The sequence below is a fragment of the Nonomuraea sp. NPDC050783 genome (assembly GCF_040802095.1).
In the GTDB taxonomy this organism is placed as follows: domain Bacteria; phylum Actinomycetota; class Actinomycetes; order Streptosporangiales; family Streptosporangiaceae; genus Nonomuraea.
Genome location: NZ_JBFAHK010000013.1, coordinates 163,718 through 186,986 on the forward strand (window position 1 = coordinate 163,718; position 23,269 = coordinate 186,986).

Sequence of the window (23,269 nt, forward strand, 5' to 3'; positions counted from 1 at the left end):
GCGCGGGGACGTCGTGGCGCGGGGACGTCGTGGCGCGGGGACGTCGTGGCGCGGGGACGTCGTGGCGCGGGGACGTCGTGGCGCGGGGACGTCGTGGCGCGGGGACGTCGTGCCGGCGCAGGCCGTGGCGACAGCGCGGCTGGCGGCGTCGCACCATCGCTCGCGCTGGAGCCTCCACCAGACCGGCCGGCCCGACCAGGACACCTGAACGACCGGTCACCGGCCCTCTGTCCGCCGCGGCCTCGCGGGAGGCCGGCCGCTCACAACCAGCCGCTCCTGCGCAGCAGCCGGTACACCAGGAACACGGACAGGGCCATCATCGCCAGGCACAGCGGGTAGCCGAAGGTCCAGTGCAGCTCGGGCATGTGGTCGAAGTTCATGCCGTAGATGCCGGCGATCATGGTGGGGACGGCGATGAGGGCCGCCCAGGAGGAGATCTTGCGCATGTCGGCGTTCTGCTGCATGGCGACCTTGTTCTGCTCGCTGCCGACCAGTGCCAGGTGGGCGCTCAGCGCGCTGGTGAGCAGCTCGTTGTGCTCGTCCACCTGGCCGTCCACGCGCAGCAGGTGGTCCAGGACGTCGCGGAACAGCTCCCGGGTGCTCAGGCACAGCTCCACCCGGCCCTTGACGATCTCCTCCAGCACGGGGATGAGCGGGTCCTGCGCGGTGCGGAACTCCAGCACCTCCCGCTTGAGGGAGTAGATGTCGGCGGTGACGTCGAAGTGCTCGCCGCTGAACACGCGCCGCTCCAGGGCGATGAGGTCGTGCTCGACCTCGTGCGAGACCAGGGAGTAGGTGTCCACGACCTGGTCGCAGATCGCGTACAGCACGCCCGCCGGGCCCGCCGCCAGCAGGTCCGGGTCGGACTCGACGCGCCTGCGTACCTCCGCCAGGGGGTTGGCCTGGCCGTGGCGGACGCTGATGACGAAGTCGCCGCTGAGGAAGATGTTGATCTCGCCGACCTCGATGTCGGAGGTGCGGTCGACGTAGAGCAGCGGTTTGAGCACCACGAACAGGGTGTGGTCGTAGCGTTCGAGCTTGGGCCGCTGGTGGGCCTTGATGGCGTCCTCGACCGCCAGCGGGTGCAGCTCCACCTCGTGGCTGATCAGGTCGAACTCCTCCTGCGTGGGCTCGTGCAGGCCGATCCACAGGAAGCAGCCGCCCTGGGAGCGCGCGGCGGCCCAGGCGTCGCTGATGTCACCGGTGATGGTCTCGCGCACGCCGTCGCGGTAGATCGCTTTGTCCACAATCACAGGCCGTATTGTCGCCTACGGCCGTCGCCCCGGACCCGGGGGTGTCCCGGGCCCGGGCGGGCCGGCCGGTGGGCGCGGTGCGGCGCTGCAGGATGCGCCGCGGGATCGGGCTCACTCCTCTGGAGTACCGGCGCCGGTTCGGCCCGGGCGGCGATCCTCGGAGTTCGTGAGGACGGCCGCGTCCCCGAGGTCGGGGTCGGGCCCTGGGCCTGGGTCTGGGTCTGGGCCGGCGGGCGGGGCCGGGGTCACGATCTCCTCGCCGGTCCTGTGGCGGGTGATCCAGATGTAGGCCAGCGCGCCGGCGAACAGCACGATCGACGTCCACTGGTTGATCCGCAGCCCCAGGAAGGTCACCGCGTGGTCCACCCCGCCGACCGGGTCGATGCGCAGCCCCTCGATCCAGAAGCGGCCGAGCGTGTAGCCCGCCACGTAGAGGGCGAACAGCCGGCCGTGGCGCAGCAGCGCGAACCGCCGGCCGGCCAGGATCAGCGCGAAGCCGAGCGCCAGGTCCCACAGCGACTCGTACAGGAAGGTCGGGTGGTAGAGCACGCCCGGCTCGCCGCCGTGCGCCTGGTCGATCTCCAGGCCCCACGGCAGCGTGGTCGGGCTGCCGTACAGCTCCTGGTTGAACCAGTTGCCCCAGCGGGCGATGGCCTGCCCGAACGCGATGCCGGGCGCGATCGCGTCGGCCACCGGGCCGAGCCGCAGCCCCCGGCGGCGGCAGGCCCACCACACGCCGACGCCGCCCAGGGCGACCGCGCCCCAGATGCTGAGCCCGCCCTCCCAGACGAACAGCGCCCGGTAGGGCTCCTTGATGGCGCGCGGGCCGAAGTAGGTCTGCCAGTCGGTGATGACGTGGTAGAGCCGGGCGCCGATCAGGCCGAAGATCACCCCGGGCACCGCGATGTCGGTGATCGTGCCCTTCTCGCCGCCGCGGGCGCGCCAGCGGCGCTCGCTCAGCCACGCGCCGAAGACGATGGCGAGGATCTGGCACAGGGCGTAGGCCCGGATCGGGATGAATCCGAGGTACCAGACCGCCTCGGAAGGGCTGGGGATCACGGCTGGGGGCATGCCACCGACCGTAGCGGACGCGGGGCCGCCCGGCCGCGCTCGTGACGCGATCGTACGGCTCCTGAGGCACGGCCGTGCCGGGAGCCGCGCCCCCGGGGCCGGTCACCCCGCCACCCGCGCCGTCCCCGAGGCCGGTCGCCCCGCCACCCGCCCCGCCACCCGCGCCGCCCTCGCGGTCGGTCACGCGGTCGGTCACGCGGCCGTGCGCAGGCGTTCGCCCGCGGCCAGGGCCAGCACCGCCCGCGCCAGGTCGTCGGCCTGCTGGAGCAGGAGGGCGCTGCCGCCGGGGCCGTCGAAGCCGGCGCCGCCCGCCGTCCAGGACCCCAGGGCGAAGCGGCGCGCGTGGACCTGCCCGGACGCGCCGCGCAGCCTGCGGTCCGGGAGCCGGACGTCCAGCAGGCCCGCCACGTCGCGGCACTCGCCCGTGGCGCGCAGCCGGGCCAGCAGCGGGTCGATGGCGTCCCGGACTGCGGCGGCCGGGCGGCGCGCCTCGACGAGCGCCCGCGCCGTCACGCTGCCGGGCACGGTGGGCCCGCCCGCCCGCCACGCGCCGGCGGCCTCGTCCCGATGGACGCGCGGCCCGGCGCCGAGGAACGTGACCACGCCCGCCTTCGCCAGGGCACGCAGCTCCGCCTGCCGGACGAGGGACGGGCCGTCGGCGAGGAGGTCGCGCAGCCCCCGCAGCCAGGGGTCGCCCGTCTCCGGGGCGGACAGCAGCGCGTGGACCAGGGCCAGGTCGGCGCTGAAGGCGGGGTCGGCACGCCGTTCCAGGTCGGCTGTCAGGTAGCCGCGCATCCAGCGTTGCAGGCCGGCCAGGTCGCCGAAGCGCATGCCGTGCAGCGGGCGGGCGAGCCGGTCCAGGTGGAGGCGGTCGGCGAAGCCGGGCACCGACCTGGTGACCAGGGCGCGCGTCTCCTTGCCGCCCCATTCCGCGCGGGCGAGCACGGCCTCGAACGCCTCCCAGGTCGTCCGGGTGCGCGCGGGATGGCGGGTGAACAGCTCCCGGTAGTAGGCGTACGCCAGCCGCCGGGCGGCGGCCTGCCGCGGCTCCATCCCTCGGGCCGCCTCCGGGAGCCACGGCGTGGCCGCCAGGCGGTAGCCGGGACGGGCGTGGCGGGGCACGCCGCGCCGCGAGCCGACGTGCAGCAGCGGCTCGTCGCCGCTCGGCAGGTAGACCAGCTCCCCTCGCCCCTCCTCGGCGAACCGCCCGCCGCGCCCGACGGTGAGCAGCGCCACCAGGTCGCCGAACGTCCGGCCCATGCCGCGCACCAGCACCGGCTCGCGGGCCGGCACGCTCCCGGCGGCGAAGCCGGTGGCGGCGTCGGCATCGGCGGTGTCGGCATTGGCGGTGTCGGCGGCGTCGGCGGGGGGCAGGTAGGCCAGGCCGTGCCGGGCAGCGAAGGCGAGCTCTGCCGCCTCGGCGGGCGGGGGCGCCGTCTCGGGGCACCCCCGCGCCAGCACGACCGCGTCCGCCTCCAGCCACGCGCCGGTGGACAGCTCCACGCGCTGGCGGCCCGCCGCCCCGGTGAGCTCCGTCGCGCGGGCCGGGTGCACGTGGACGCGGACGCCGTCCGGCGCGGTCCGCAGCATCCGCTCGAAGGTGAACGCCAGGTAGCGGCCCAGCTCGGAGCGGGTGGGCAGGTGGCCGGGCGGGCGGCCCAGCCATTGCGCCGGCGACGGCCCCGGGCGCGCGGCGCCGGTGTACGCGCTGAGGTCGGCCGCGGGGGACTCGGCCCGCAACGCGTCCGGCAGGCCGTCCCGCCACGTACGGCCGGGGCCCGGCGGGCGCGGGTCCACGACGTGCAGGTCGAGCACGTCCCCTCGTTCCAGGTGGTGGGCGGCGTGGGCGCACAGGCGCTCCGCCAGGCACGTTCCGGTGGCGCCCGCGCCGATCACGACGACGGCGCTCTCGCGTCCGCGTTTCACGTGTCCTCCCGCGGCGCGCGCGTGCCGTCGCCCGGCCGCCGTCGCCCGCCGCTCTCGTCGGGGAAATCGGGTCTCGCGTCGCGCCGCTCCGCGCGTGGCGGTCAGCGACACCGCGCGCTGGCGACGCGGCCGAAGTCCACGTACGCGCGCACCGTCAGCAGGAGGCCGTGATCCATGAGGACGACGCTACACAGCGCCCCGCATATAGGCAACATTACCTACTGGATATACATGTTATGCTGCCCGCCATGCAACGCGCCATCTCCCCTCTGGCCGCCCTGACCGCCGCCACGCTCGCCCTGACGGCGTGCGGCGCCGACCGGCCGGCCGCCTCCCCCTCCTCCTCCGCCGGCTCGTCCGGCAAGTCCGTCATCCTGATCACGCCCAACCCGGTGGGGACCAACAGCTTCCTCCAGCTCAGCGTCAAGGGCGCGGAGGCCGCGGCCAAGGAGATCGGCGCCTCGTTCAAGCTGTACGAGAGCAAGGACCCGACGAGCATCGCGCAGAACCTCGACGCCGCCGTCCGGGCGAAGCCCACCGTGATCGTCGGCGTCAGCTTCTCCTTCGACGACCTGTTCGCCACCGTGCCCGGGCAACATCCCGGCCAGCAGTTCCTTCAGGTGGACTCGTGTGCCAAGAAGCAGGCGGCCAACCTGACCTGCGTGTCGTTCCGCGAGCACGAGGCGGCCTACCTGGCCGGGGTCGAGGCGGGCCTGCTGACCCGGAGCGGCAAGGTGGGCGTGGTGGCCGCGCTCGACTCGCCGTTCGTGCACCGCTGGATCGACCCGTTCTTCGCCGGCGCCAAGGCCGTCAAGGGCTCGGTCACCGGCACGCCGCTGTACGTCGGCGGCAGCAACCCGTTCAGCGACCCGGCCCGCGCCAAGTCCCAGGCCCAGACGCTCACCGGCCAGGGCGCCGACATCGTGGCCGCCGCCGCGTCCGCCGGCAACCAGGGCGTCTTCGAGGCGGTGGCCGCCGCCGGCGCCAAGGCGTTCGGCGTGGACGTCAACCAGTGCGCGCAGAGCCCCGGCGCGGTCATCGACAACGTGCTCAAGCACGTGGACGTGGCCGAGCGGGCCGCCATCGCGGACATCGCGGCGGGCCGGGCCGGCGGCGTCAAGGTCTACGGGCTCAAGGAGGGCGGCGTCGGCGTGAACGCGCTCGGCGACGACCTGGCCTCCTCCGGCTGCGCGGTGGCCTCCAGCCCCGAGGTGGTGGCCAAGGTCAAGCAGGTCCGCGACGACATCGTGGCCGGCCGGGTCACCGTCGCCGACCCGCTGGCCGGATGAGCGGCGCCGGCGCGCCCGGCGGCGGCGTCCCCGCGGTCGAGCTGCGGGGCATCACCAAGCGCTTCGGCGGCGTGCCCGCCAACGACGGCATCGACCTGGCGGTGCGGCCCGGCGAGGTGCACGCGGTCGTCGGCGAGAACGGTGCGGGCAAGTCCACCCTCATGTCCGTCCTGTACGGCCTGCACCGCCCGGACGCCGGCCAGGTGCTGCGGGCCGGGACGCCGGTGCGGCTGCGCTCCCCCGCCGACGCCATCGCGCACGGGCTCGGTATGGTCCACCAGCGCTTCCGGCTCTTCCCCGGGCTGAGCGTGGCGGAGAACGTGGTGATCGGCGCCGAGCCGACGCGGCGCGGCCTGCTCGACCGGGCGGCCGCGCACCGGGCGGTGTCCGCGCTGGCCGCGCGGTACGGCCTGGCCGTGGACCCGGCGGCCCGCGTCGGGGACCTGCCGGTCGGGGTGCGGCAGCGGGTGGAGATCCTCAAGGCGCTGCACCGCCGGGCCGAGGTGCTGATCCTCGACGAGCCGACCGCCGTCCTCACGCCGGGCGAGGCCGAGAGCCTGTTCCGGATGGTACGGGGGCTGGCCGGCGAGGGCGTCTCGGTGTTGCTGGTGACCCACAAGCTGGAGGAGGTGCTGGCCGCCGGCGACCGGGTGACGGTGCTGCGTGGCGGGCGGGTGACCGGCCGGTTCGACACCGCCGCCACGACGGCCGACGAGCTGGTCCGCGCGATGCTGGGCCGCTCCCTCGCCCGGCCCTCTGGAGGCACGGCGCCCTCCCGGCCCACTGAGGGCACGGCGCCCGCTCGGCCCGCCGGGGACGCGGCGCCCGCTCGGCCCACTGAGGGCACGGCGTCCGCTCGGCTCGCCGGGGGCACGGCGCCCGCCCGGCCCGCCGGGGGCGCGGCCCGCTCCCGGGCCGCCGGTGAGGCCGCGCACCCGGTGCTGGAGGTGCGTGACCTGCGCGTGCGTGACCGCGACGGCGTGCGCGTGGTGGACGGGGTGTCGTTCGGGGTGCGGGCCGGGGAGATCGTCGGCCTGGCGGGCGTGGCGGGCAGCGGGCAGCGCGAGCTGGTCGACGCCGTCACCGGCCTCGGCCGCGCCGACTCCGGCACGGTGCTCCTGGACGGGCGGCGCCTGGCCGGCGGGCGGGAGCGCCGGGTGGCCTACGTGCCCGGGGACCGCGCGGGCCGCGCGACCGCTCCCGGCCTGTCGCTGGCCGAGAACCTGCTGATGGGCGAGCAGCGCGGCTTCCTCCTGCGGCCGTCGCGGCTGCGGCGGCGGGCCGCGGCCCTGGTCGAGCGGTTCGCGATCCGCGCCCCCTCGGTGCGGGCGCCGATCGCCCAGCTGTCCGGCGGCAACGCGCAGAAGGCGGTGCTGGCCAGGGAGCTGTCCAGGGACACGCCGGTGCTGGTCGTGGAGGAGCCGACCCAGGGCGTGGACGTGGGCGCCCAGGAGCAGATCCACGCCCTGCTGGCCGGGGCGCGCGACGCGGGGCGGGCGGTGCTGGTGCAGTCGAGCGAGCTGTCGGAGCTGCGGGCCCTGGCCGATCGGGTGCTGGTCCTGTTCGAGGGCCGCGTGGTCGCCGAGCTGCCCGCCGCCGAGGCCACGGACGAACGCCTCGGCGCCGCGATGACCGGCACCCCACCGACCGACGCCCCGCCCACCGGCACCCTGCCCAGCGGCGATCCGGCCGCCGGCGAGGCGCCGGCCGACGGCCGGGGGAGCGTCCGATGACCCGGGCCGGAACGGTCGCCGGCCCCCCGCCCGTCAGCGGGGGGCCGCGGGCGCTGGTGGTGGCGCGGCGGGTGGTCCTGTCGCCCGCGCTGCTGTCCGTGGCCGGCGCGCTGGCGCTCACCACGCTCGTCATGGCCGCGGCCGGGGTGGACCCGGCGCTCGCCTACCCGGCGCTGGTACGCGGCGCGCTCCTGGACGGCAACCTGGAGTACACCCTCGCCGCGTACGTCCCGACGCTGGGCATGGCGGTCGCCTTCGCGATCCCGCTGCGCGCGGGCGAGCTCAACCTGGGCGGCGACGGCCAGCTCTCCCTGGGCGGCATCGCGGCGGCCGCGCTGGCCCTGCACGCCGGCGGCTCGTACGTGCTCCCCCTCCTCGGCGCGGCGCTGGCCGGAGCGCTGCCCGCGGCCCTGTCCGCGCCGCTGCGCACCCGCCTCGGCATCCCGGCGATCGTCAGCACCCTGCTGCTGAGCGCCCCCGCGGTGTCGCTCGCCTCGTACCTGGCCAGGTTCCCGCTGGCCGAGCCGGGCACCGGCCTGGCGCAGACCCCGGTGCTGCCGGAGGCGGCCCGGCTGCCCGCGCTCGGCGGCAGCTCGTACGTGACGCTCGCCCTCCCCCTGGTCGCCGTGCTGACCGCGCTGTGGCTGCTGGCCGACGCGCGCACGGTGCCCGGCTACGAGATCCGCGCGCTCGGCGCGAACCGCGAGTTCGCCCGCTACGGCGGCGTCCGCGTGGACCGGCTGGCGACGGTGACGATGGCCGCGGGCGGCGCGTTCGCCGGGCTGGTCGGCGGCCTGGTCGTGCTGGGCCCGCCGTACCGGTTCGTGGACGGCGCGCTCACCGCGCCCGGCTACACCTTCACCGCCATCGCGGCGGTGCTGCTGGCCGCGGGCCGCCCGCCCGCGGTCCCCGCGGCGGTGGCGTTGCTGACGATCCTGCAGGCGGGCGGGCAGGGCATGGAGCGGGAGGCGGGCGTGCCGAGCCAGCTCACCCAGATCGTCCAGGGCCTGATCATCGTGATCGTGGCGGTGGCCGCCGTGGTGCGGGCCCGGACGGCGGGCGGGCGCGGATGAACGCCTTCCTCGCGGCGGTGCTGACCGCCACCGCGCCGGTCGTGCCGGCGGCGCTGGGCGGGCTGCTGTGCGCGGCGGCCGGCGTCTTCAACATGGCGCTGGAGGGCCAGTTGCTCTGGGGCGCGTTCACGGCGGTGCTGGCCAGCCACGTGACGGGCAGCGCGTGGGCGGGCGTGGCGGGCGCGGTGCTCGCCACCACCCTGTACGCCCTGCTGCTGTCGGTGCCCGCCGTGACCTTCCGCGCGGACCCGGTGGTGGTCGCGGTCGGGACGAACCTGCTGGCGCTCGGCCTGACGGCGTTCCTCATGCGGCAGCTGTTCGGCAGCGGCGGCACGTTCAGCCCGCCCGGGCTGGCCGGGCTGCCGCCGCTGGCGTCGCTCGGCCTGGACGTGCCGGTGCTGGGGCCCCAGTCGCCGCTGGTGCCGGTGGCGCTCGCGCTCGTGGCCTGGGCGGGGTGGTGGCTCCGCCGCACCCGGTCGGGGCTGCGGTTGCGCGGCGTCGGCGAGCACGCGGAGGCCGCCGCGTCGATCGGGCTGCGCGTGCCGCGTTACCAGCACGCCGCCGTGCTGGGCGCGGGGGCGTTGTGCGGGCTCGGCGGGGCGCAGCTCGCGCTGGGCAACGTGACGCTGTTCAGCGAGGGCATGAGCGCCGGGCGCGGCTGGGTGGCCGTGGTGGCGGTGATGCTCGCCGGGGTCCGGCCGTGGCTCGGGCTGGGGGCCTGCCTGCTGTTCGGCGCGGCCGAGGCGCTGGGCTTCCGGCTGCAGGGCCTCGGGCTGCCGCAGCAGGCCGCGGACGCGGCCCCGTATCTGATCACGCTGCTGGCCCTGGTGGTGGCCGCGGCGGCACGCCGGAAGGAGAGGACGGCATGAGTGGACCGGTGCTCGCCGCGTCGGTGCGGTACGCGGCCGACGGGGCGGTGGAGATCCTGGACCGCCGCGTCTACCCGTTCGAGGTGAGCTGGGTGCGCTGCGCGACCAGCGAGGACGTGGCGGTGGCCATCGAGCGGATGGTGACCCAGAGCTCGGGGCCGCTGTTCGCGGCCACGGCCGGGATGGTGCTGGGAGCGCGCGAGGCCCGCCACGACGGGCCGGAGCAGGCGGCGGCGCGGTTGCGTGCCGTCGGCGCCCGGCTGGTGGCCACGCGGCCGACGAACAACCACATCCGGGACGCGGTCCACGCCGTCCTCGCGGCGACGGTGGACCGGAGCGGCGAAGGGCCGCCGGCCGGGGACGAGCTGGTGGAGGCGGTGGAGGCGGCGGCCCGGGCGCACGAGGACGGCTACCGGGCCCGCAGCGCCGCCCTCGGCCGGCACGCCGCCGGGCTGCTGGACGACGGCACCCGCGTGCTCACCCACTGCTGGGCCGACGCGTTCCTGATCGCGACCGTGGAGGCCGCGCGGGCGGCGGGCAAGCGCCTGGAGTTCGTCTGCACCGAGACCCGCCCGTACCTGCAAGGGGCCCGGCTGACCGCCGCGACGCTGGTGGAGATGGGCTACCGGCCCACGGTCATCACCGACGGCATGGTCGCCGCCGCCCTGTCCGACGGGCTGGCGGACGTGGCCCTGACCGCCGCCGACCGGGTGACCCTGGACGGCCACGTGATCAACAAGGTGGGCACGCTCGGCGTGGCGCTGGCCGCCCGCGCCTTCGGCGTCCCGTTCTACGCGCTCATCGACGCCCCCGACCCGCAGGCGCCGACGGCCGCCGACGTGGTGATCGAGCGGCGCGACGGCGACGAGGTGCTGCACGCGCTGGGCACCCGCACCGCCGCCGAGGGCGTGACCGGCTACTACCCGGCCTTCGACGTGACCCCGCCCCATCTGGTGACCCGCATCGTGACCGAGCGCGGCGCCTACCACCCGAACAACGTGAAGGAGAGCTTGTGAGACACGTCGTGGTCGACACCGACACCGGCATCGACGACGCCCACACCCTGCTGTACCTGGCCGGCCGCCCGGACGCCGAGATCGTCGCGATCACCTCGGTGTACGGCAACTGCACCGAGGAGGACGCCACCCGCAACATCGGCGTCGTCACCGGCCTGCTCGGCCTGGACGTGCCGGTCGCGAGGGGCGCCGCCGAGCCGCTGCGCGGCCCCGCCCACATCGCCGGGTACGTGCACGGCAAGGACGGCCTGGGCGACCTCGGCCGCGACCGCCCCCTCCCCCGGGTGAGCGCCGAGTCCGGCCCCGAGCTGCTGGTACGGCTGGCCGCCGAGCGGCCGGGCGAGCTGGACCTGCTGGCGCTGGGCCCGCTCACCAACCTGGCGCTGGCCCTGCGCCTGGACCCGGAGCTGTTCACGAAGTACCGCTCGGTGGTCGTGATGGGCGGCTCCGGCCCCTACGCCCCGCCGGGCACCCTGCTGATGATCGACGCCAACGTCAACAACGACCCCGAGGCCGCCCGGGCGGTCTTCGCCGCGCCGCGCCGCGAGCTGGTGATGGTGGGCGTGAACGTGACGGCGGGCACCATCCTGGACGAGCACGCCATCGCCGCGCTGCGCGCCCGCGCCACGCCCGAGGCCCGCTTCGCCACCGACATCCTGGACGCGTACCTGGACTTCTACCAGAACGAGTGGGGCCGCCGGATCATCCCGCTGCACGACCCGCTCGCCGCCGGCGTCCTGCTGGACCCGGCGTTCGCGACCGCCTGGGCGGATGGCCCGGTCAACGTGCGCGGCGACGGCTTCCTGTACCGGGCCCGGCTCATGCGCACCCACGACGGGCTGCCGCCGGCCTTCCCGTACGAGCCCGCGCCCGCCACCCGGGTGGTGACCGCCGTGGACGCCCGCCGGTTCGTGGCCGACTTCGTGGAGGTGCTGACCCGGTGACGACCGTCGTGCTCGACATCGAGGGGACGACCAGCTCGACCGCGTCCGTCCACGTCGGCCTGTACGCCTACGCCCGGCCCCGCCTCGGCCCGTACCTGGAGGCCCACCGCGACGACCCCGCCGTGCGCGCGGTGCTGGCCGAGATCGGCGCCGCCGGCACCGAGGAGGCGGTCGAGGTGCTGCACGCCTGGATGGACGGCGACGTCAAGGCCACCCCGCTGAAGACCCTCCAGGGCCGGATCTGGGCGGAGGGCTTCGCGGCCGGGGAGCTGACCTCCCATTTCTTCCCCGACGTGCCGCCCGCGCTGCGCGCCTGGCACGCGGCGGGGCACCGGCTGGCGGTCTTCTCCTCCGGCTCGGTCGCCAGCCAGCGGCCGTGGTTCGCCCATTCCCCGTACGGGGACCTGTCGGCGCTGGTCGGTGGCTGGTTCGACACCGTCAACGCCGGGCCGAAGCGGGAGCCGGGCTCGTACGAGCGGATCGCGCGGGCCCTCGGCGAGCCCGGCCCGCCGCTTTTCCTGTCCGACGTCCCGGCCGAGCTGGACGCGGCCGCGGCGGCCGGCTGGCGCACCACCGGCGTGCGCAGGCCGGGCGAGCCGAGCGCCGCGGCGCCGTTCGGGCCCCATCCCGTCGTCACGACCTTCGAGGAGATCGACCTATGAGCGTGGACACGACCCTGGCCGCCGAGCGGGTGCACGAGGCGGGCGCGCGGCTGGCCGTGGAGGCGGCCCGCTTCACCTGGATCGGCTGGATGCGCGGCACCTCGGGCAACCTCTCCGAGGTGGTCTCCCGCGATCCGCTGCGGCTCGCCGTCACCGCCAGCGGCCTGGACAAGGGCGAGCTGCTGCCCACGGACGTGGCGGTGGTCGGCCCGCGCGGCGAGGCCGTCGCCGTGGACGGGGTGGCGCCGCTCAGGCCGTCCGCGGAGGCCGGCCTGCACGCCCGGGTGGCCGCCCTGACCGGCGCCGGCGCGGTGGTGCACGTGCACGCGCTGAACGCGGTCGTGGCCGGGCACCGCTGGCCGGGCGGCGTGCTGTTGCGGGACGTGGAGACGCTGAAGGGCATCGGCCGTCTCGCCCACGACGACGAGGTCACGATCCCGGTCATCCGCAACAGCCAGGACATGGACGAGCTGGGCGACCGCTTCGAGGCCGCCCACGACCCGCGCACGCCGGCCGTGATCGTCGCCGATCACGGCCTGTACGCGTGGGGCACGGACCTGAAGCACGCCCGCCACGTCACCGAGTGCGTGGAGTGGCTGCTGTCCTACAAGCTGGCGGTCTCCTGAGCGGTGACGCCGTCTTCTGAGCGGTCACGCCGTCTTCTGAGCGGTCACTCCTCCTCGTCGTCGCGCCGGCGGGCGTCACGCTCGTCCTTCAGCTCCTCGGCGAGCCCCCTGGCCCAGGCCAGGCGCTCCTCGTCGGGCAGGTCGAAGTAGCCCTCCGGCAGCGCGGCGTAGGTCTTACGCCTCCTCAAGAAAGCCACCGGTTCCTCCCGTGTCGATATAGCCGCGGGTTCTCACATCGTAGACGGCGATCTGGTCGGTCTCCCTGGCCAGCTTGATCGCCGTCCTCCTGCGGGGGATGTTCCTGGACGGTTCGAGCCACACCTTGCCGTCCTCGATCCAGCAGCCGAGGTAGATGTCGCGGCGTTTCTCGAAGACGTCCCGGTTGTCGCGCAGGTAACGGTCGATGGCCCGGGCGGCGGCGTCCGGGTCGTCGAGGATGCTCTCGGGGAACTGCGCGGTACGGCCGGTCGTGGCCACCATGTAGCCCCTGACGGGCTGCCGGCCGGTGGCCGGGGACCAGGAGAAGCCGCCGCTGCGGCGGGCGTCCCTGATCAGCCCGCCGAGCGGGACCGGTTTCGCGCCGCGGAAGAAGCGGGCGGCCCGGCGGGCGATGAAGCCGGCCGCGCCGGCCGGGATCCTACGCAACCAGCACCCGCGCGGCCCGGTCGCGGGTCAGCTCCAGCAGCAGGCCGGTGAGCCGCTTGGCCGCCGCGACGCTCAGCAGCGAGCCGCCGGAGGTGGCCGCGGCCGTCGCGACCGCCAGGCGGATCCTGGCCAGCAGGGCGGCGAGCTGCACGAACATGGCGATCTTGAGGGCGAGCACGAGCGCGGCGCACACCAGCAGGCAGAAGGCCACCACCCGGGCCCCGGTCACGCCCTCGGCGACCACGGTGCGCGGGGCGTCGCCGGCGCGCCACTCGCGCAGGAACGCCTCGACCGCCTCGCCCGCGTTGCCGCGGCGGACCGCCCGCGCGGCCTCGTCGGCGCGGCCGGCGACGCCGGAGAGCCGGCCGGCGAAGCCGAGCCAGGCCAGGGCCTGCCGGTGCAGCGCCTCCTCGTCCACCTCGGGCCAGTGGTAGCCGAGCTCGTTGAGCAGGAACGCCAGCTCCGCCGGCAGCCTCACGCCCATGTCAGGCCGCCCATCACCGCTCGGCCGGCGGCCTCGGCCGCCTCGTGGGCGGCGGCCATCGCGGCCAGCCCGTCGCCGTGGCCGCCCAGCGCGGTCACCGCCGAGCCGACCGAACCGGCCGCGATCTCGTGGATGGCGGCGCAGGCCGCGGCGATCATCGCGCTGATGTCGTCGTTCTGCGGGATCGCGCCGGCGGAGCCGATCGCGGCGCGCAGCTCGTCGAAGGCCGCCCGCACCTCGGTGGCGACCTCGCCCAGCTCCGTGCCCGCGCTCCGCAGGACGGCCCTGCTGACCTCCACGCCGCCGGCGGGCCCCATGACGTCCTCCATCGTCCTCACTCCCCGATCCGCTGGTCGAGCCCGCGCAGCACGTCACCGAGGGTGCCGGTGAACGCGCCGAAGCGGTCGGCCGCCAGCTCCTGCAGCTCGCGTAACTCCGCCGACAGCGCCGCCAGGTCGGGTGCCGCCTGGTGGGTCGCCGCCGCGGCCACCCCGGCCAGCGCGTCGTTCACCACGCGCAGGACCAGCTCGGCCAGCGCCTCCGACTCCAGGCGGCGCGCCCGGGGGTTCAGCGCGAGCGACCGCAGGCGGGGCCCCTCGGCGGTCAGCACCGCCGACACCCGGGCCAGCCCGTCGCGGTCGGCCGCCTCGTACCGCACGCCGGGCGGCTCGGGCTCCTGCCGCCCGGCCGCCTCGACGGCCCGCGTGGTGGCGGCGATGAGCCGGTCGAAGTCCTCCGCGCCCAGGTCGCCGATCACCGGCCGGCCTCCGCCAGCACCTGCCCGACCCGGTCGAACAGCCGCTTCGGCTCGCCGCCGCGCGTCTCGCCGCCGCGCGTCTCGCCGACGAGCAGGAGCCGCGCCGCGGCCAGGACGGCCCGGATCGCCCGCGCCCGCAGGTCCTCCGGCAGGCTCTCGATGTCGCTGACCCGGGAGAAGCCGATCACCCGGCGGGCGGCCTTGGCGGCGGCGAACGGCGCGGCGTCGGCGTACACCGTGGCCAGGTAGCGGTCGAGGTCGATGACGCGCGGGTCGGCGCGCTCCGGCCACAGCGCCGTGAACTCGTCGGCGAAGCCCCGCCAGGTCTCGGCCGCCTGAGCCAGCACCCACGCGGCGTGCCCGTCGTCGCCGCGGACGAGCGCGCGGGCGGCGGCCAGCACGTAGTTGCCCCAGAGCGCGCCGATGTCGAAGCCGACCGGCCCGTAGAAGGCGAACTCGACGTCGAACGCCCTGGTGGAGCGGGGCTCGTCGCGGACGAGCACGGAGCCGGTGTGCAGGTCGCCGTGGATCAGCGCCTCGGCGTGCGTCATGAAGGCGAGCTTGGCCGCGCCCACGGCGGCCCGCACGTCCGGGTCGCCGGCGTAGGCGGCCACGTCCGCCTCGTTGGCGGGCAGGACACGGTTGTGCTCGTGGGCGAGGTACGGCTCGGTGAAGACCAGGTCCTCGGTGATCTCGCACAGCTCGGGGTTGGCCGCGCCGGCCAGCGCCGCCTTGTGGCCCTTGGCGCCGAGCCCGAACACCGAGGTGCCGAAGGCCGCCTTGGCGACGTACCGGCCGAGGTCGGCCGCCGCGCCCTCGTGGCGCAGGCCCTCGTTGAGCGCGCCGCGCCACACCCGGTGGTCCGACAGGTCCTCGATGGCGATGACGTGCCGGTCGGGGTCGGCGTCGTGGATCGCGGGCACCAGGCCGGGCGCGACCCGGTTGTGCACGCGCAGCGCGCGCCCCTCGATGCCGTTGCGCTCGGGGGTGACGGGCCAGGTGGGGTCCACCCGCACGTACGGCAGCGCCTGCTTGAGCACCAGCCCGCCGTGCTCGGCCTCGGCGACGAAGACCAGGTTGAGATTGCCGTCGCCCACCTCCCTGACCCGCGAGACCGCGCCGAAGCGGGCCAGCGCGGGACGGGCGGCGACGTAGCCGGGCACCGTGTCCACGGTGAGGAGCTCGTAGCTCACCGGATCCTCCTGAGGGTGTAGCTGGTCACCAGCGCGCCGACGAGCAGCGCGCCCTGGACGAAGGTCTGGGCGTAGTACGGGGCGTTCAGCATGGTCAGGCCGTTGATGACGACGCCGATGAACAGCGCGCCGACCACGGTCCCGAGGGCGTTGGGCCGGTTGGCGCCCAGCACCGCGAACCCGATCAGCGCCGCCGCCACCGACTGCAGCAGGTACGGGTCCCCCGCCCCGACGTCGCCCCTGCCGAGCCGGGCCGACAGCAGGATCCCGGCGACCGCCGCGCACACCCCCGACACCGCGTACGCCAGCGCGCGGTAGCGGGCCACCCGGATGCCCGCCAGCCGGGCGGCCTCCGGGTTGCCGCCGATCGCGTACAGGGCGCGGCCCCAGCGGGTGTGGCCCAGCAGCACGTAGACGGCGGCGGCGAGCAGCGCGAACACCACCACCGGGACCGGCACGGACGCGATCCGGCCGCCGCCCAGCCAGGCGAACCCCTCGGTGTAGCGGCCGGGGGCGGGCGCGCCGTCCACCGTCATGCCGGCCGCGACGGACTGGCCGCCCGTGACGATCAGCGCCAGGCCCTGGAACAGGAAGAGCGTGCCCAGCGTCGCCACCAGGTCGGGCACCTTGGCGACCACGGTGAGCAGCACGTTCACCCCGGCGACGAGCAGGCCGGTGAGCAAGCCGGCCACGATCGCGGTGCCGCCGGTCAGGTTGAAGCGCACCATGGCCAGCGCGGTCACCATGACCACCGCGCCGACGCAGGCCCCGGCCGACAGGTCGAAGCCGCCCGTCGTCATGGAGACGGTGACGCCGAGCGCCACGATCCCGACCACGGCCACGGACTGCAGGACGACCAGGGCGTTGGGATAGGTGGCGAAAGCGGGCCGCAGCAGGGAGAACAGGACGATCAGCGCGGCCAGCACGCCCAGCAGGCCGTAGCGGTAGGCGAGGGCGGCGGCCCGGGAGGCGGCGGTGGCGCGGCGGGCCGTCGCCGCCTCCGGTCCGCCGCCGCGCGCGGTGACGGTCATGGCCCCTCCTCCCGTCCGGTGCCGGGTCCGGCGGGGGCGGGCCGCGTCCCGGATCCGGACATCAGGACGGCCAGGCGTTCCTGGGTGGCCTCGGCGATCGGCAGCTCGCCCGCCGGGGCGCCCTCGTGCAGGACGAGGACCCGGTCGGCCAGGCCGTACAGCTCCTGCGGATCCGAGGTGGCCACGACGACGGCGGCCCCGAGCCGCTCGGGGGCGGCCGGATCGGAGCCGGACCGGTCGGGGGCGGGCCGGTCGGGGGCGGGCCGGTCGGGGGCGGGCCGGTCGGGGGTGGTGCCCGGGCGGGCGCGTTCCCTGACGACGCGGGCGATGTCGGCGCGGGCGGCCACGTCCACGCCGCGGAAGGGCTCGTCGAGCACCAGCAGCCGGGGCCGCCCCTCCAGCCAGCGGCCGACCACCACCTTCTGCTGGTTGCCGCCGGACAGCGCCTCGATCGGCGCCTCCTCCCCGGGCCCGCGCACGCCGAACAGCGCGGTGACGCGCCGCGCGGCGGCCGTCTCCGAGCGGCGCGCCAGCAGCCCGGCGCGGCTGTGCCGGCGCAGCCACGGCAGCGTGACGTGCGCCCGCAGCGACCATCCCGGCACGATCGCCTGGGCCGCCCGCTCCTCCGGGGCGAAGGCCACCCCGCGCGTGATCGCGTCGCGGGGGTCCTTCGGCCGGTACGCCGCCCCGCCGAGCCGCAGCTCACCGGACACCAGCGGCCGGGCCCCGCCGAGCTGTTCGAGCAGCTCGGTCTTGCCCGCCCCGACCAGCCCGGTCACGCCCAGCACCTCGCCGGCGCGCACCCGGAACCCGAACACCGGCCCGCCGGGCACCGCCCGCACCCCTTCGGCGACCAGCACCTCCTCACCCGCACCGGCCCCGTCCCCGTCGCCGTCCCGAGCGGAAGGGGCGGCGGGCGCGGGGGCGGCGGGCACAAGCGCGGGGGCGGCGGGCACGGACGCGGCGGGCGCGGGGGCGCCGAGCATGGCCGCGACGATCGCCGCCCGCTCCAGCGGCGCGGCGAACTCGGCCACCAGCGCGCCGTCCCTGAGCACCAGCACCCGGTCGCACAGCTCCTCGATCTCCGCGAGGCGGTGCGACACGTACAGCACCGCGACACCGCCGGCCGCCGCCTCCCGCACCCGGGCGGCCAGCGCCGCCGCCTCGACCGCCGACAGCGTGGACGTGGGCTCGTCCAGGATCAGCAGGCGGGCCCGGCGGGCCAGGGCGCGCGCGATGACGATCTGCTGCCTGGCGCTGGCCGGCAGGCTCTCCACCGGCGCGTCCAGAGGCAGGCCGAGCCCCGGCGCGACCGCCTCGGCGGCGGCGCGCACGCGGGCGCGGGTCTCGAACCAGCCCCGCCGGGCGGGCCCGGCGAGCGCGTCGAGCGTGAGGTTCTCCGCCACGCTCGCGCCGAGGACCACGCCGTCGTCGATGTTCTGGTGCACGGTCTGGACGCCGGCGGCCTGCGCGTCCAGCGGCCCGCCGAACGCCAGCGCGCGGCCGTCGCGGGACAGCGTGCCCGACGTGGGCGCGGCCGCCCCGGACAGGATCTTGATGAGCGTGGACTTGCCCGCTCCGTTGGTGCCGATGAGCCCGGTGATCTCGCCCGGCCTCAGGTCGAGGCTGACGGACGACAGCGCGGTGGTGGCGCCGTACACCTTGGTGACGGACGAGACCGTGAAGGTCACGACGCCGTCCACGGCACGCGCGCCACGTCCGGCGTGCTCAGCTCGGGGAAGGCGCGGGTGAGCTGCTCGACGCTGGTGATGCCCGCGTCCCGCAGGCCCTTCTGGGTGATCAGCGCCGGTGGCACGGTGAGCGCGTGCTCCACCGGGGAGCCCGCGACCAGCAGCGCGGCGGCCCGGACCGCGACGCGGCCGACGTTGGCCGGGTCGGTGGCCGAGGTGGCCACCCACGGGCTGCCGGGCTCGGTCATGACGGCGATGTCGGCGGTCGACACGTCCGCGCCGTAGATCTTGACCCGGTCCCCCAGGCCCAGCTCCTTGACGGCGAGCGCGGCGCCCTTGGCGAACTCGTCGTACGGCGCGAAGATCGCCTTGACCCCGGGGTGGGCCTGGAGGGCGGCCTTGGCCTGGTCGGCCACGGCGGAGGCGGTCGAGTTGTTCACCACGCCGATCTGCGCCACCTGCTTGATGCCGGGGTTGTCCTTCTTGAACTGCCGCCAGGTCTCGTCGCGCCGGTCGAGGGGCGCGAAGCCGGCGACGTGGACGTACACGACCTCGCCCGTCCCGCCGGTGTCCGCCTTCAGCGCGCCGAGCGCCTGCTCGGCGATCCGGTGGTCGTCCTGGGTGAGGGCGACGGCCTCGGCGGCGCCGGGATCGACGTCGAAGGCGACGAGCGGGACCTTCGCGGCCACGGCCTTCTTGATCGCCGGCTGCACGGTCTGGGCGAACCCGTGATCGACGATGATCGCGTCCGCCCCGGCCGTGACGGCCTGCTCCAGGTTGAGCGCCTGCTTGTCGTTGTTGCCGTCGCCGCTGGAGACCTCCAGCCGCACGTTGAGCGCCTTGGCCTCGGCCTGCGCCCCGGCCAGCCACTGCTCGAAGTAGTCGCCGGAGGAGAGCTGCCGGACCAGGGCGATCCGGACGTCGCCCGCGGCGAAGCGGGCGGGAGCGGGAGAGGCGGGCGCGGAGGAGGGGGGCGCGGAGGAGGCCGGCGCGGACGGGAGGGACGTGGGCGGGGCGGTGGCGGGCGTGCCCTGGGAGCAGCCGGCCAGGGCGAGGAGGGACACCACGCCCACGAGTCGTGCGAGGTTCACATCGCGGACTATATCCCACAATTCATGCAAGTATTGTAGGCTTTGTGGTCATGACCTACCTGACCGTTTACACCGACGGCGAGCAGCCCGAGACCCTGCTGGAGACCGAGGACACGGCGGAGATCGCGGCGACGCTCAAGGAGATCGACGTGGTCCTCCGCCACTGGCAGGTCGTCGAGGACCTGCCGGAGGACGCGGGCCAGGAGGAGATCCTGGCGGCCTACGGCGCCGAGGTGGAGCGCGTCATCGCCGAGGAGGGCTACACCTTCGTCGACGTCGCCCGGCTCCGCCCCGACGGCGGCCCGGACTGGCCCGAGCGCGCCGCCGCGGCCCGGCAGAAGTTCCTCAGCGAGCACACGCACGACGACGACGAGGTCCGCTACTTCGTCTCCGGGTCGGGCATCTTCTACCTGCACGCCGGCGGCAAGGTGCACGCGGTGCTGTGCGAGGCCGGCGACCTGCTCAGCGTGCCGAGGAACACCACCCACTGGTTCGACATGGGCACCGAGCCCGACTTCACGGCCATCCGCTTCTTCCACGACGACGACGGCTGGGTCGGCGACTTCACCGGCGACCCCATCGCCGCGCGCATCCCGGACTTCGACGCCATCACCGCCGCCCGGGCGGCCCGGGCCCGCTGAGACTCGCCGGGGGGAGGCCGCGCGGGGCTCCCCCCGGCGGCGGGGCCGCCCGGCCTCGCCGCGACCCGGAGCACCGACCCTGGAGGCCCGACCCTTGGGAGCCCGCCGATGAGCCCGCGATTCCTCTGGTACATCCCGAACGAGGCCCGGCCGGGGCACCGCGGTGACGACGTCGTCGAGGGACACAACAGCCTGGAGACCCTCACCGCCCACGCCAGGGCCCTGGAGGAGCACGGCTGGGACGGGGCGCTGCTCGGCACCGGCTGGGGCCGGCCCGACACCTTCACGGTCGCCGCCGCGCTGGCCGCCCGGACGACGACGTTCCAGCCGCTGATCGCCGTCCGGCCCGGCTACTGGCGCCCGGCCAACTTCGCCTCGGCCGCCGCGACCCTGGACCGCCTCACCGGCGGGCGGGTGCTGGTCAACGTCGTCTCCGGCAAGGACGACCTGGCCGCGTACGGCGACGACGAGGGCGACCAGGCCGAGCGGTACGCCCGTACCAGGGAGTTCATCCGGATCGTACGCCGCCTGTGGACCGAGGAGGAGGTCACCTACGACGGCGAGCACTTCAGCGTGACCGGCTCGACCCTGGCGCAGCGGCCCGCCGCCCGGGAGGGCCGGCCCCACCCCCCGCTCTACTTCGGCGGGGCCTCCGCCGCCGCCGAGCGGGTGGCCGCCACCGAGGCCGACGTCCAGCTCTTCTGGGGCGAGCCGCTCGACGGCGTCGCCGAGCGCATCGACCGGCTGCGGCGGCTCGGCGACCGGCTCGGCCGGGCACACCCGCCGCTGGAGTTCGGCCTGCGGGTCACCACCCTCGTCCGGGACACCGCCGAGCGGGCCTGGGCCGACGCCGGGGCCCGGGTCGCCGCGATGGCGCAGGGCCGCGTCGCGGCCGACGTGGACTGGAGCGCCGCGGCCGGGCAGCGGCGGCTGCTGGACCTGGCCGCGCGCGGCGAGGTGCTCGACCGCAACCTCTACACCGCCCCCGGCCGCTTCGGCGGCGCCGGCGCGGGCACCACCTGGCTCGTCGGCTCGGCCGAGGAGGTGGCCGCCTCCCTGCGCGACTACCAGGCCCTCGGCGTCACCCACTTCATCCTGTCCGACACGCCGTACCTGCCGGAGCTCAGGCGCCAGGGTGAGCGGCTCCTCCCGCTGCTGCGCGCCACCGGCGCCCCTTGAGGGGGGCTCGCCATGGTGACCGCCATCGTGACCGCCACGGGCGGCGGTGGGACGGCGGCGGCCACTCCTCCGGCTCGGCCTCGTCGTCGGGCAGGTCGTACCAGTGCGTCTCCGCGGCGAACGGCTGCGGGGACGCGCCGGGGTCGTCCGCGCGGCCGATCGGGTCGCCGTCCAGATCCATGCGGAGACTGTACGCCCTCCCGCCGGAGGTATTCAACTTTCCCTACCGGCTTTACAGGGATGAGTCAGTTCCTTGACGAAGGCGAGCGGCCCCGACGCGGGCCGGCGGTCCACGTCGAACTGCGGGACGTAGCCGCCGGCCACGGTCTCGCCCGCCGCACCCAGGCCGAGGAACGCGCCGTGCGGCGGGTCAGAGGACCTTGGCGAGGAAGGCGCGGGTGCGCTCGTGGGCGGGGGCGTCGATGACCTGGGCGGGCGGGCCGAGCTCGACGACGCGGCCGGCGTCCATGAACGCCACCGCGTCGGCCGCCTCGCGGGCGAAGCCGACCTCGTGGGTGACCACGATCATGGTGGTGCCGCCGCGGGCGAGGTCCTTGATGACGTCGAGCACCTCGCCCACCAGCTCGGGGTCGAGCGCGGAGGTCGGCTCGTCGAAGAGCAGCAGCTTGGGCTCCAGGGCCAGCGCGCGGGCGATGGCCACCCGCTGCTGCTGCCCGCCGGAGAGCGTCCGCGGGTAGGCGTGGGCCTTGTCGGCCAGGCCGACGCGGGCCAGCAGCCGCTCGGCCAGCGGCTCGACCTCGGCGCGCGGCCGGCGCTGGGCCGACAGCGGCGCCTCCGTGACGTTCTGCAGGACCGTGAGGTGCGGGAACAGGTTGAACGACTGGAAGACGAAGCCGATCTGGGTGCGCTGGCGCAGCACCTCGCGTTCGGGCAGCTCGTGCAGGCGGTCGCCGGCCTGCCGGTAGCCGAGCAGCCGCCCGTCCACCCGGACCGAGCCGCGGTCGACCTTCTCCAGGTGGTTGATCGTGCGCAGCAGGGTGGACTTGCCGGACCCGGACGGGCCGAGGACGACCAGCACCTGCCCCTTGGGCACGTCGAGGTCCACGCCGCGCAGCACGTGCAGCGGGCCGAAGCTCTTGTGGACGCCGCGCAGCTCGACCATCGCGCTCATGCGCGCCCCTTGCCGTAGTGCCGTTCGACGTAGTGCTGGACGACCGACAGGACGGTGGTCAGGACCAGGTACCAGAGGGCCGCGACCAGCAGCAGGGCCATGACCCGGCCGTTGCGGTTGTAGATCACCTGCACCTGGTAGAACAGCTCGGGCAGCGCCATGATGTAGACGACCGAGGTGCCCTTGACCAGGCCGATGATCTCGTTGCCGGCGTTGGGGACGATGGTCCGCATGGCCTGCGGCAGCACGATGCGGAACAACCGCCGCCCCGGGGGCAGCCCGAGCGCGGCCGCCGCCTCCCGCTGCCCGTGGTCCACCGACAGCAGCCCGCTGCGGACGATCTCGGCGGCGTAGGCGGCCTGGTGCAGCGCCAGCCCGAGCGCCGCCGCGGTCAGCGGCCCGATCAGGTCCATGGTGCCGAAGGTGAAGAACTCGGGGCCGAACGGCACCCCGACCGACAGCCGGGGGTAGAGCAGCGCCAGGTTGTACCAGAACAGCAGTTGCAGGATCAGCGGCACCGACCGGAACAGCCACACGTACCCGAGCGCCGCCGACGACAGCAGCCGGTTGGGCGACAGCCGCATCAGCGCCAGCACCGTGCCGAGCGCGAAGCCGAGCCCGATGCCGAGCGCGGTCAGCTCCAGGGTGAGCAGCACCGAGCGCACCACCGACGGCGCGAACAGGTACTGCCCGACCACGTCCCATTCCCATGCGGGATTGGTGATCAGCGCGCTGGCGGCCATGGCCAGCACGACGAGCACACCGGCCCCGGCCAGCCAGCGCAGCGGCCGGCGGGCGGTCACCACCTCCGGCGGCCGCAGCGCCTCCTGGCGCGCGGGCGCCTGCACCTCGGGCAGCGTCACGGGACGCCCCCTGACTCGCGGGCTCTCATGAACACGAAGCTAAGAGCCCATCTCCCTAAAGTCAACATTTCCTACTGGATATACATGCTTTACGATCGAA

Annotated in this window: 25 protein-coding genes; 11 read left to right on the forward strand and 14 right to left on the reverse strand. The window is 75.6% G+C overall.

Translation table 11 applies throughout. The features are described 5' to 3' along the window. A partial coding sequence (locus AB0H75_RS31035) for a hypothetical protein (protein WP_367802384.1) occupies positions 1-208 on the forward strand: 208 nt, incomplete at its 5' end. 52 nt (positions 209-260) lie between these two features. Here the strand turns inward: AB0H75_RS31035 and AB0H75_RS31040 are convergent. The 3 genes from AB0H75_RS31040 to AB0H75_RS31050 all read right to left on the reverse strand — a co-directional run bounded on the left by AB0H75_RS31040 (position 261) and on the right by AB0H75_RS31050 (position 4,250). Continuing rightward, positions 261-1,253, reverse strand: a complete 993-nt coding sequence (locus tag AB0H75_RS31040) for a magnesium and cobalt transport protein CorA (protein ID WP_367802386.1) — start codon at positions 1,251-1,253, stop codon at positions 261-263. Positions 1,254-1,364: 111 nt separating this feature from the next. Further along, a complete protein-coding gene (gene lgt / locus AB0H75_RS31045) occupies positions 1,365-2,324 on the reverse strand; it encodes a prolipoprotein diacylglyceryl transferase (RefSeq protein ID WP_367802389.1) in 960 nt (319 codons plus the stop codon). A 192-nt stretch (positions 2,325-2,516) separates the two neighbouring features. Further along, on the reverse strand, positions 2,517-4,250 hold the full coding sequence (locus tag AB0H75_RS31050; protein WP_367802421.1) for an FAD/NAD(P)-binding protein: 1,734 nt from the start codon (positions 4,248-4,250) through the stop codon (positions 2,517-2,519). Positions 4,251-4,498: 248 nt separating this feature from the next. Here AB0H75_RS31050 and AB0H75_RS31055 point away from each other — a divergent pair, with 248 nt between their 5' ends. Genes AB0H75_RS31055 through mtnB form a run of 8 tightly spaced genes read left to right on the forward strand, consistent with a single transcriptional unit; the run spans position 4,499 to position 12,462 of the window. Next, on the forward strand, positions 4,499-5,539 hold the full coding sequence (locus AB0H75_RS31055) for a BMP family ABC transporter substrate-binding protein (protein WP_367802423.1): 1,041 nt from the start codon (positions 4,499-4,501) through the stop codon (positions 5,537-5,539). Beyond that, on the forward strand, positions 5,536-7,272 hold the full coding sequence (locus AB0H75_RS31060; RefSeq protein WP_367802424.1) for an ABC transporter ATP-binding protein: 1,737 nt from the start codon (positions 5,536-5,538) through the stop codon (positions 7,270-7,272). The genes AB0H75_RS31055 and AB0H75_RS31060 overlap by 4 nt, the downstream gene beginning before the upstream one ends. Continuing rightward, entirely contained in the window at positions 7,269-8,345 is a 1,077-nt protein-coding gene (locus AB0H75_RS31065) for an ABC transporter permease (RefSeq protein WP_367802426.1), read from the forward strand. Before AB0H75_RS31060 ends, AB0H75_RS31065 begins: the two co-directional genes overlap by 4 nt. Continuing rightward, a complete protein-coding gene (locus AB0H75_RS31070; protein WP_367802428.1) occupies positions 8,342-9,214 on the forward strand; it encodes an ABC transporter permease in 873 nt (290 codons plus the stop codon). The genes AB0H75_RS31065 and AB0H75_RS31070 overlap by 4 nt, the downstream gene beginning before the upstream one ends. Then, positions 9,211-10,230 carry a s-methyl-5-thioribose-1-phosphate isomerase gene (locus AB0H75_RS31075; protein WP_367802430.1) on the forward strand — a complete coding sequence of 340 codons (1,020 nt, stop codon included), beginning with the start codon at positions 9,211-9,213 and terminating at the stop codon, positions 10,228-10,230. The genes AB0H75_RS31070 and AB0H75_RS31075 overlap by 4 nt, the downstream gene beginning before the upstream one ends. Next, positions 10,227-11,174 carry a nucleoside hydrolase gene (locus AB0H75_RS31080; RefSeq protein WP_367802432.1) on the forward strand — a complete coding sequence of 316 codons (948 nt, stop codon included), beginning with the start codon at positions 10,227-10,229 and terminating at the stop codon, positions 11,172-11,174. The genes AB0H75_RS31075 and AB0H75_RS31080 overlap by 4 nt, the downstream gene beginning before the upstream one ends. Continuing rightward, entirely contained in the window at positions 11,171-11,836 is a 666-nt protein-coding gene (gene mtnC, locus AB0H75_RS31085; RefSeq protein ID WP_367802434.1) for an acireductone synthase, read from the forward strand. The genes AB0H75_RS31080 and mtnC overlap by 4 nt, the downstream gene beginning before the upstream one ends. Next, on the forward strand, positions 11,833-12,462 hold the full coding sequence (gene mtnB, locus AB0H75_RS31090; RefSeq protein WP_367802436.1) for a methylthioribulose 1-phosphate dehydratase: 630 nt from the start codon (positions 11,833-11,835) through the stop codon (positions 12,460-12,462). The genes mtnC and mtnB overlap by 4 nt, the downstream gene beginning before the upstream one ends. 44 nt (positions 12,463-12,506) lie before the next feature. On the opposite strand, the gene AB0H75_RS31095 is transcribed toward mtnB, so the two are convergent. From AB0H75_RS31095 to AB0H75_RS31135, 9 genes are read right to left on the reverse strand one after another with little or no spacing between them, the layout of a single operon-like run. Continuing rightward, positions 12,507-12,650 (reverse strand): hypothetical protein, encoded by a 144-nt coding sequence (locus AB0H75_RS31095; RefSeq protein WP_367802438.1) that lies wholly within the window; start codon positions 12,648-12,650, stop codon positions 12,507-12,509. Further along, positions 12,637-13,107 (reverse strand): hypothetical protein, encoded by a 471-nt coding sequence (locus tag AB0H75_RS31100; RefSeq protein WP_367802440.1) that lies wholly within the window; start codon positions 13,105-13,107, stop codon positions 12,637-12,639. The genes AB0H75_RS31095 and AB0H75_RS31100 overlap by 14 nt, the downstream gene beginning before the upstream one ends. Further along, positions 13,100-13,591 (reverse strand): hypothetical protein, encoded by a 492-nt coding sequence (locus AB0H75_RS31105; protein ID WP_367802441.1) that lies wholly within the window; start codon positions 13,589-13,591, stop codon positions 13,100-13,102. Before AB0H75_RS31105 ends, AB0H75_RS31100 begins: the two co-directional genes overlap by 8 nt. After that, positions 13,582-13,920, reverse strand: a complete 339-nt coding sequence (locus AB0H75_RS31110; protein WP_367802443.1) for a hypothetical protein — start codon at positions 13,918-13,920, stop codon at positions 13,582-13,584. The genes AB0H75_RS31105 and AB0H75_RS31110 overlap by 10 nt, the downstream gene beginning before the upstream one ends. Positions 13,921-13,925: 5 nt before the next feature. After that, positions 13,926-14,348 carry a hypothetical protein gene (locus AB0H75_RS31115; protein WP_367802445.1) on the reverse strand — a complete coding sequence of 141 codons (423 nt, stop codon included), beginning with the start codon at positions 14,346-14,348 and terminating at the stop codon, positions 13,926-13,928. Beyond that, positions 14,345-15,541, reverse strand: a complete 1,197-nt coding sequence (mtnK, locus tag AB0H75_RS31120) for an S-methyl-5-thioribose kinase (RefSeq protein ID WP_367802447.1) — start codon at positions 15,539-15,541, stop codon at positions 14,345-14,347. The genes AB0H75_RS31115 and mtnK overlap by 4 nt, the downstream gene beginning before the upstream one ends. Beyond that, positions 15,538-16,572: an ABC transporter permease gene (locus tag AB0H75_RS31125; protein WP_367802449.1), complete on the reverse strand. Its 1,035-nt coding sequence runs from the start codon at positions 16,570-16,572 to the stop codon at positions 15,538-15,540. The genes mtnK and AB0H75_RS31125 overlap by 4 nt, the downstream gene beginning before the upstream one ends. Continuing rightward, positions 16,569-18,263, reverse strand: a complete 1,695-nt coding sequence (locus AB0H75_RS31130) for a sugar ABC transporter ATP-binding protein (protein ID WP_367802451.1) — start codon at positions 18,261-18,263, stop codon at positions 16,569-16,571. The genes AB0H75_RS31125 and AB0H75_RS31130 overlap by 4 nt, the downstream gene beginning before the upstream one ends. Next, a complete protein-coding gene (locus AB0H75_RS31135; protein WP_367802453.1) occupies positions 18,260-19,354 on the reverse strand; it encodes a substrate-binding domain-containing protein in 1,095 nt (364 codons plus the stop codon). Before AB0H75_RS31135 ends, AB0H75_RS31130 begins: the two co-directional genes overlap by 4 nt. A 50-nt stretch (positions 19,355-19,404) precedes the next feature. Here AB0H75_RS31135 and AB0H75_RS31140 point away from each other — a divergent pair, with 50 nt between their 5' ends. Continuing rightward, the gene (locus AB0H75_RS31140; RefSeq protein WP_367802454.1) at positions 19,405-19,995 is read left to right on the forward strand and encodes an acireductone dioxygenase; all 591 of its coding nucleotides are present in this window, start codon (positions 19,405-19,407) and stop codon (positions 19,993-19,995) included. Positions 19,996-20,103: 108 nt separating this feature from the next. Then, a complete protein-coding gene (locus tag AB0H75_RS31145) occupies positions 20,104-21,174 on the forward strand; it encodes an LLM class flavin-dependent oxidoreductase (protein WP_367802456.1) in 1,071 nt (356 codons plus the stop codon). A gap of 370 nt (positions 21,175-21,544) precedes the next feature. Here the strand turns inward: AB0H75_RS31145 and AB0H75_RS31150 are convergent, their stop codons facing one another. After that, entirely contained in the window at positions 21,545-22,306 is a 762-nt protein-coding gene (locus AB0H75_RS31150) for an amino acid ABC transporter ATP-binding protein (protein ID WP_367802458.1), read from the reverse strand. Beyond that, positions 22,303-23,169: an amino acid ABC transporter permease gene (locus AB0H75_RS31155; protein ID WP_367802460.1), complete on the reverse strand. Its 867-nt coding sequence runs from the start codon at positions 23,167-23,169 to the stop codon at positions 22,303-22,305. Before AB0H75_RS31155 ends, AB0H75_RS31150 begins: the two co-directional genes overlap by 4 nt. Positions 23,170-23,269: the final 100 nt, after the last annotated feature.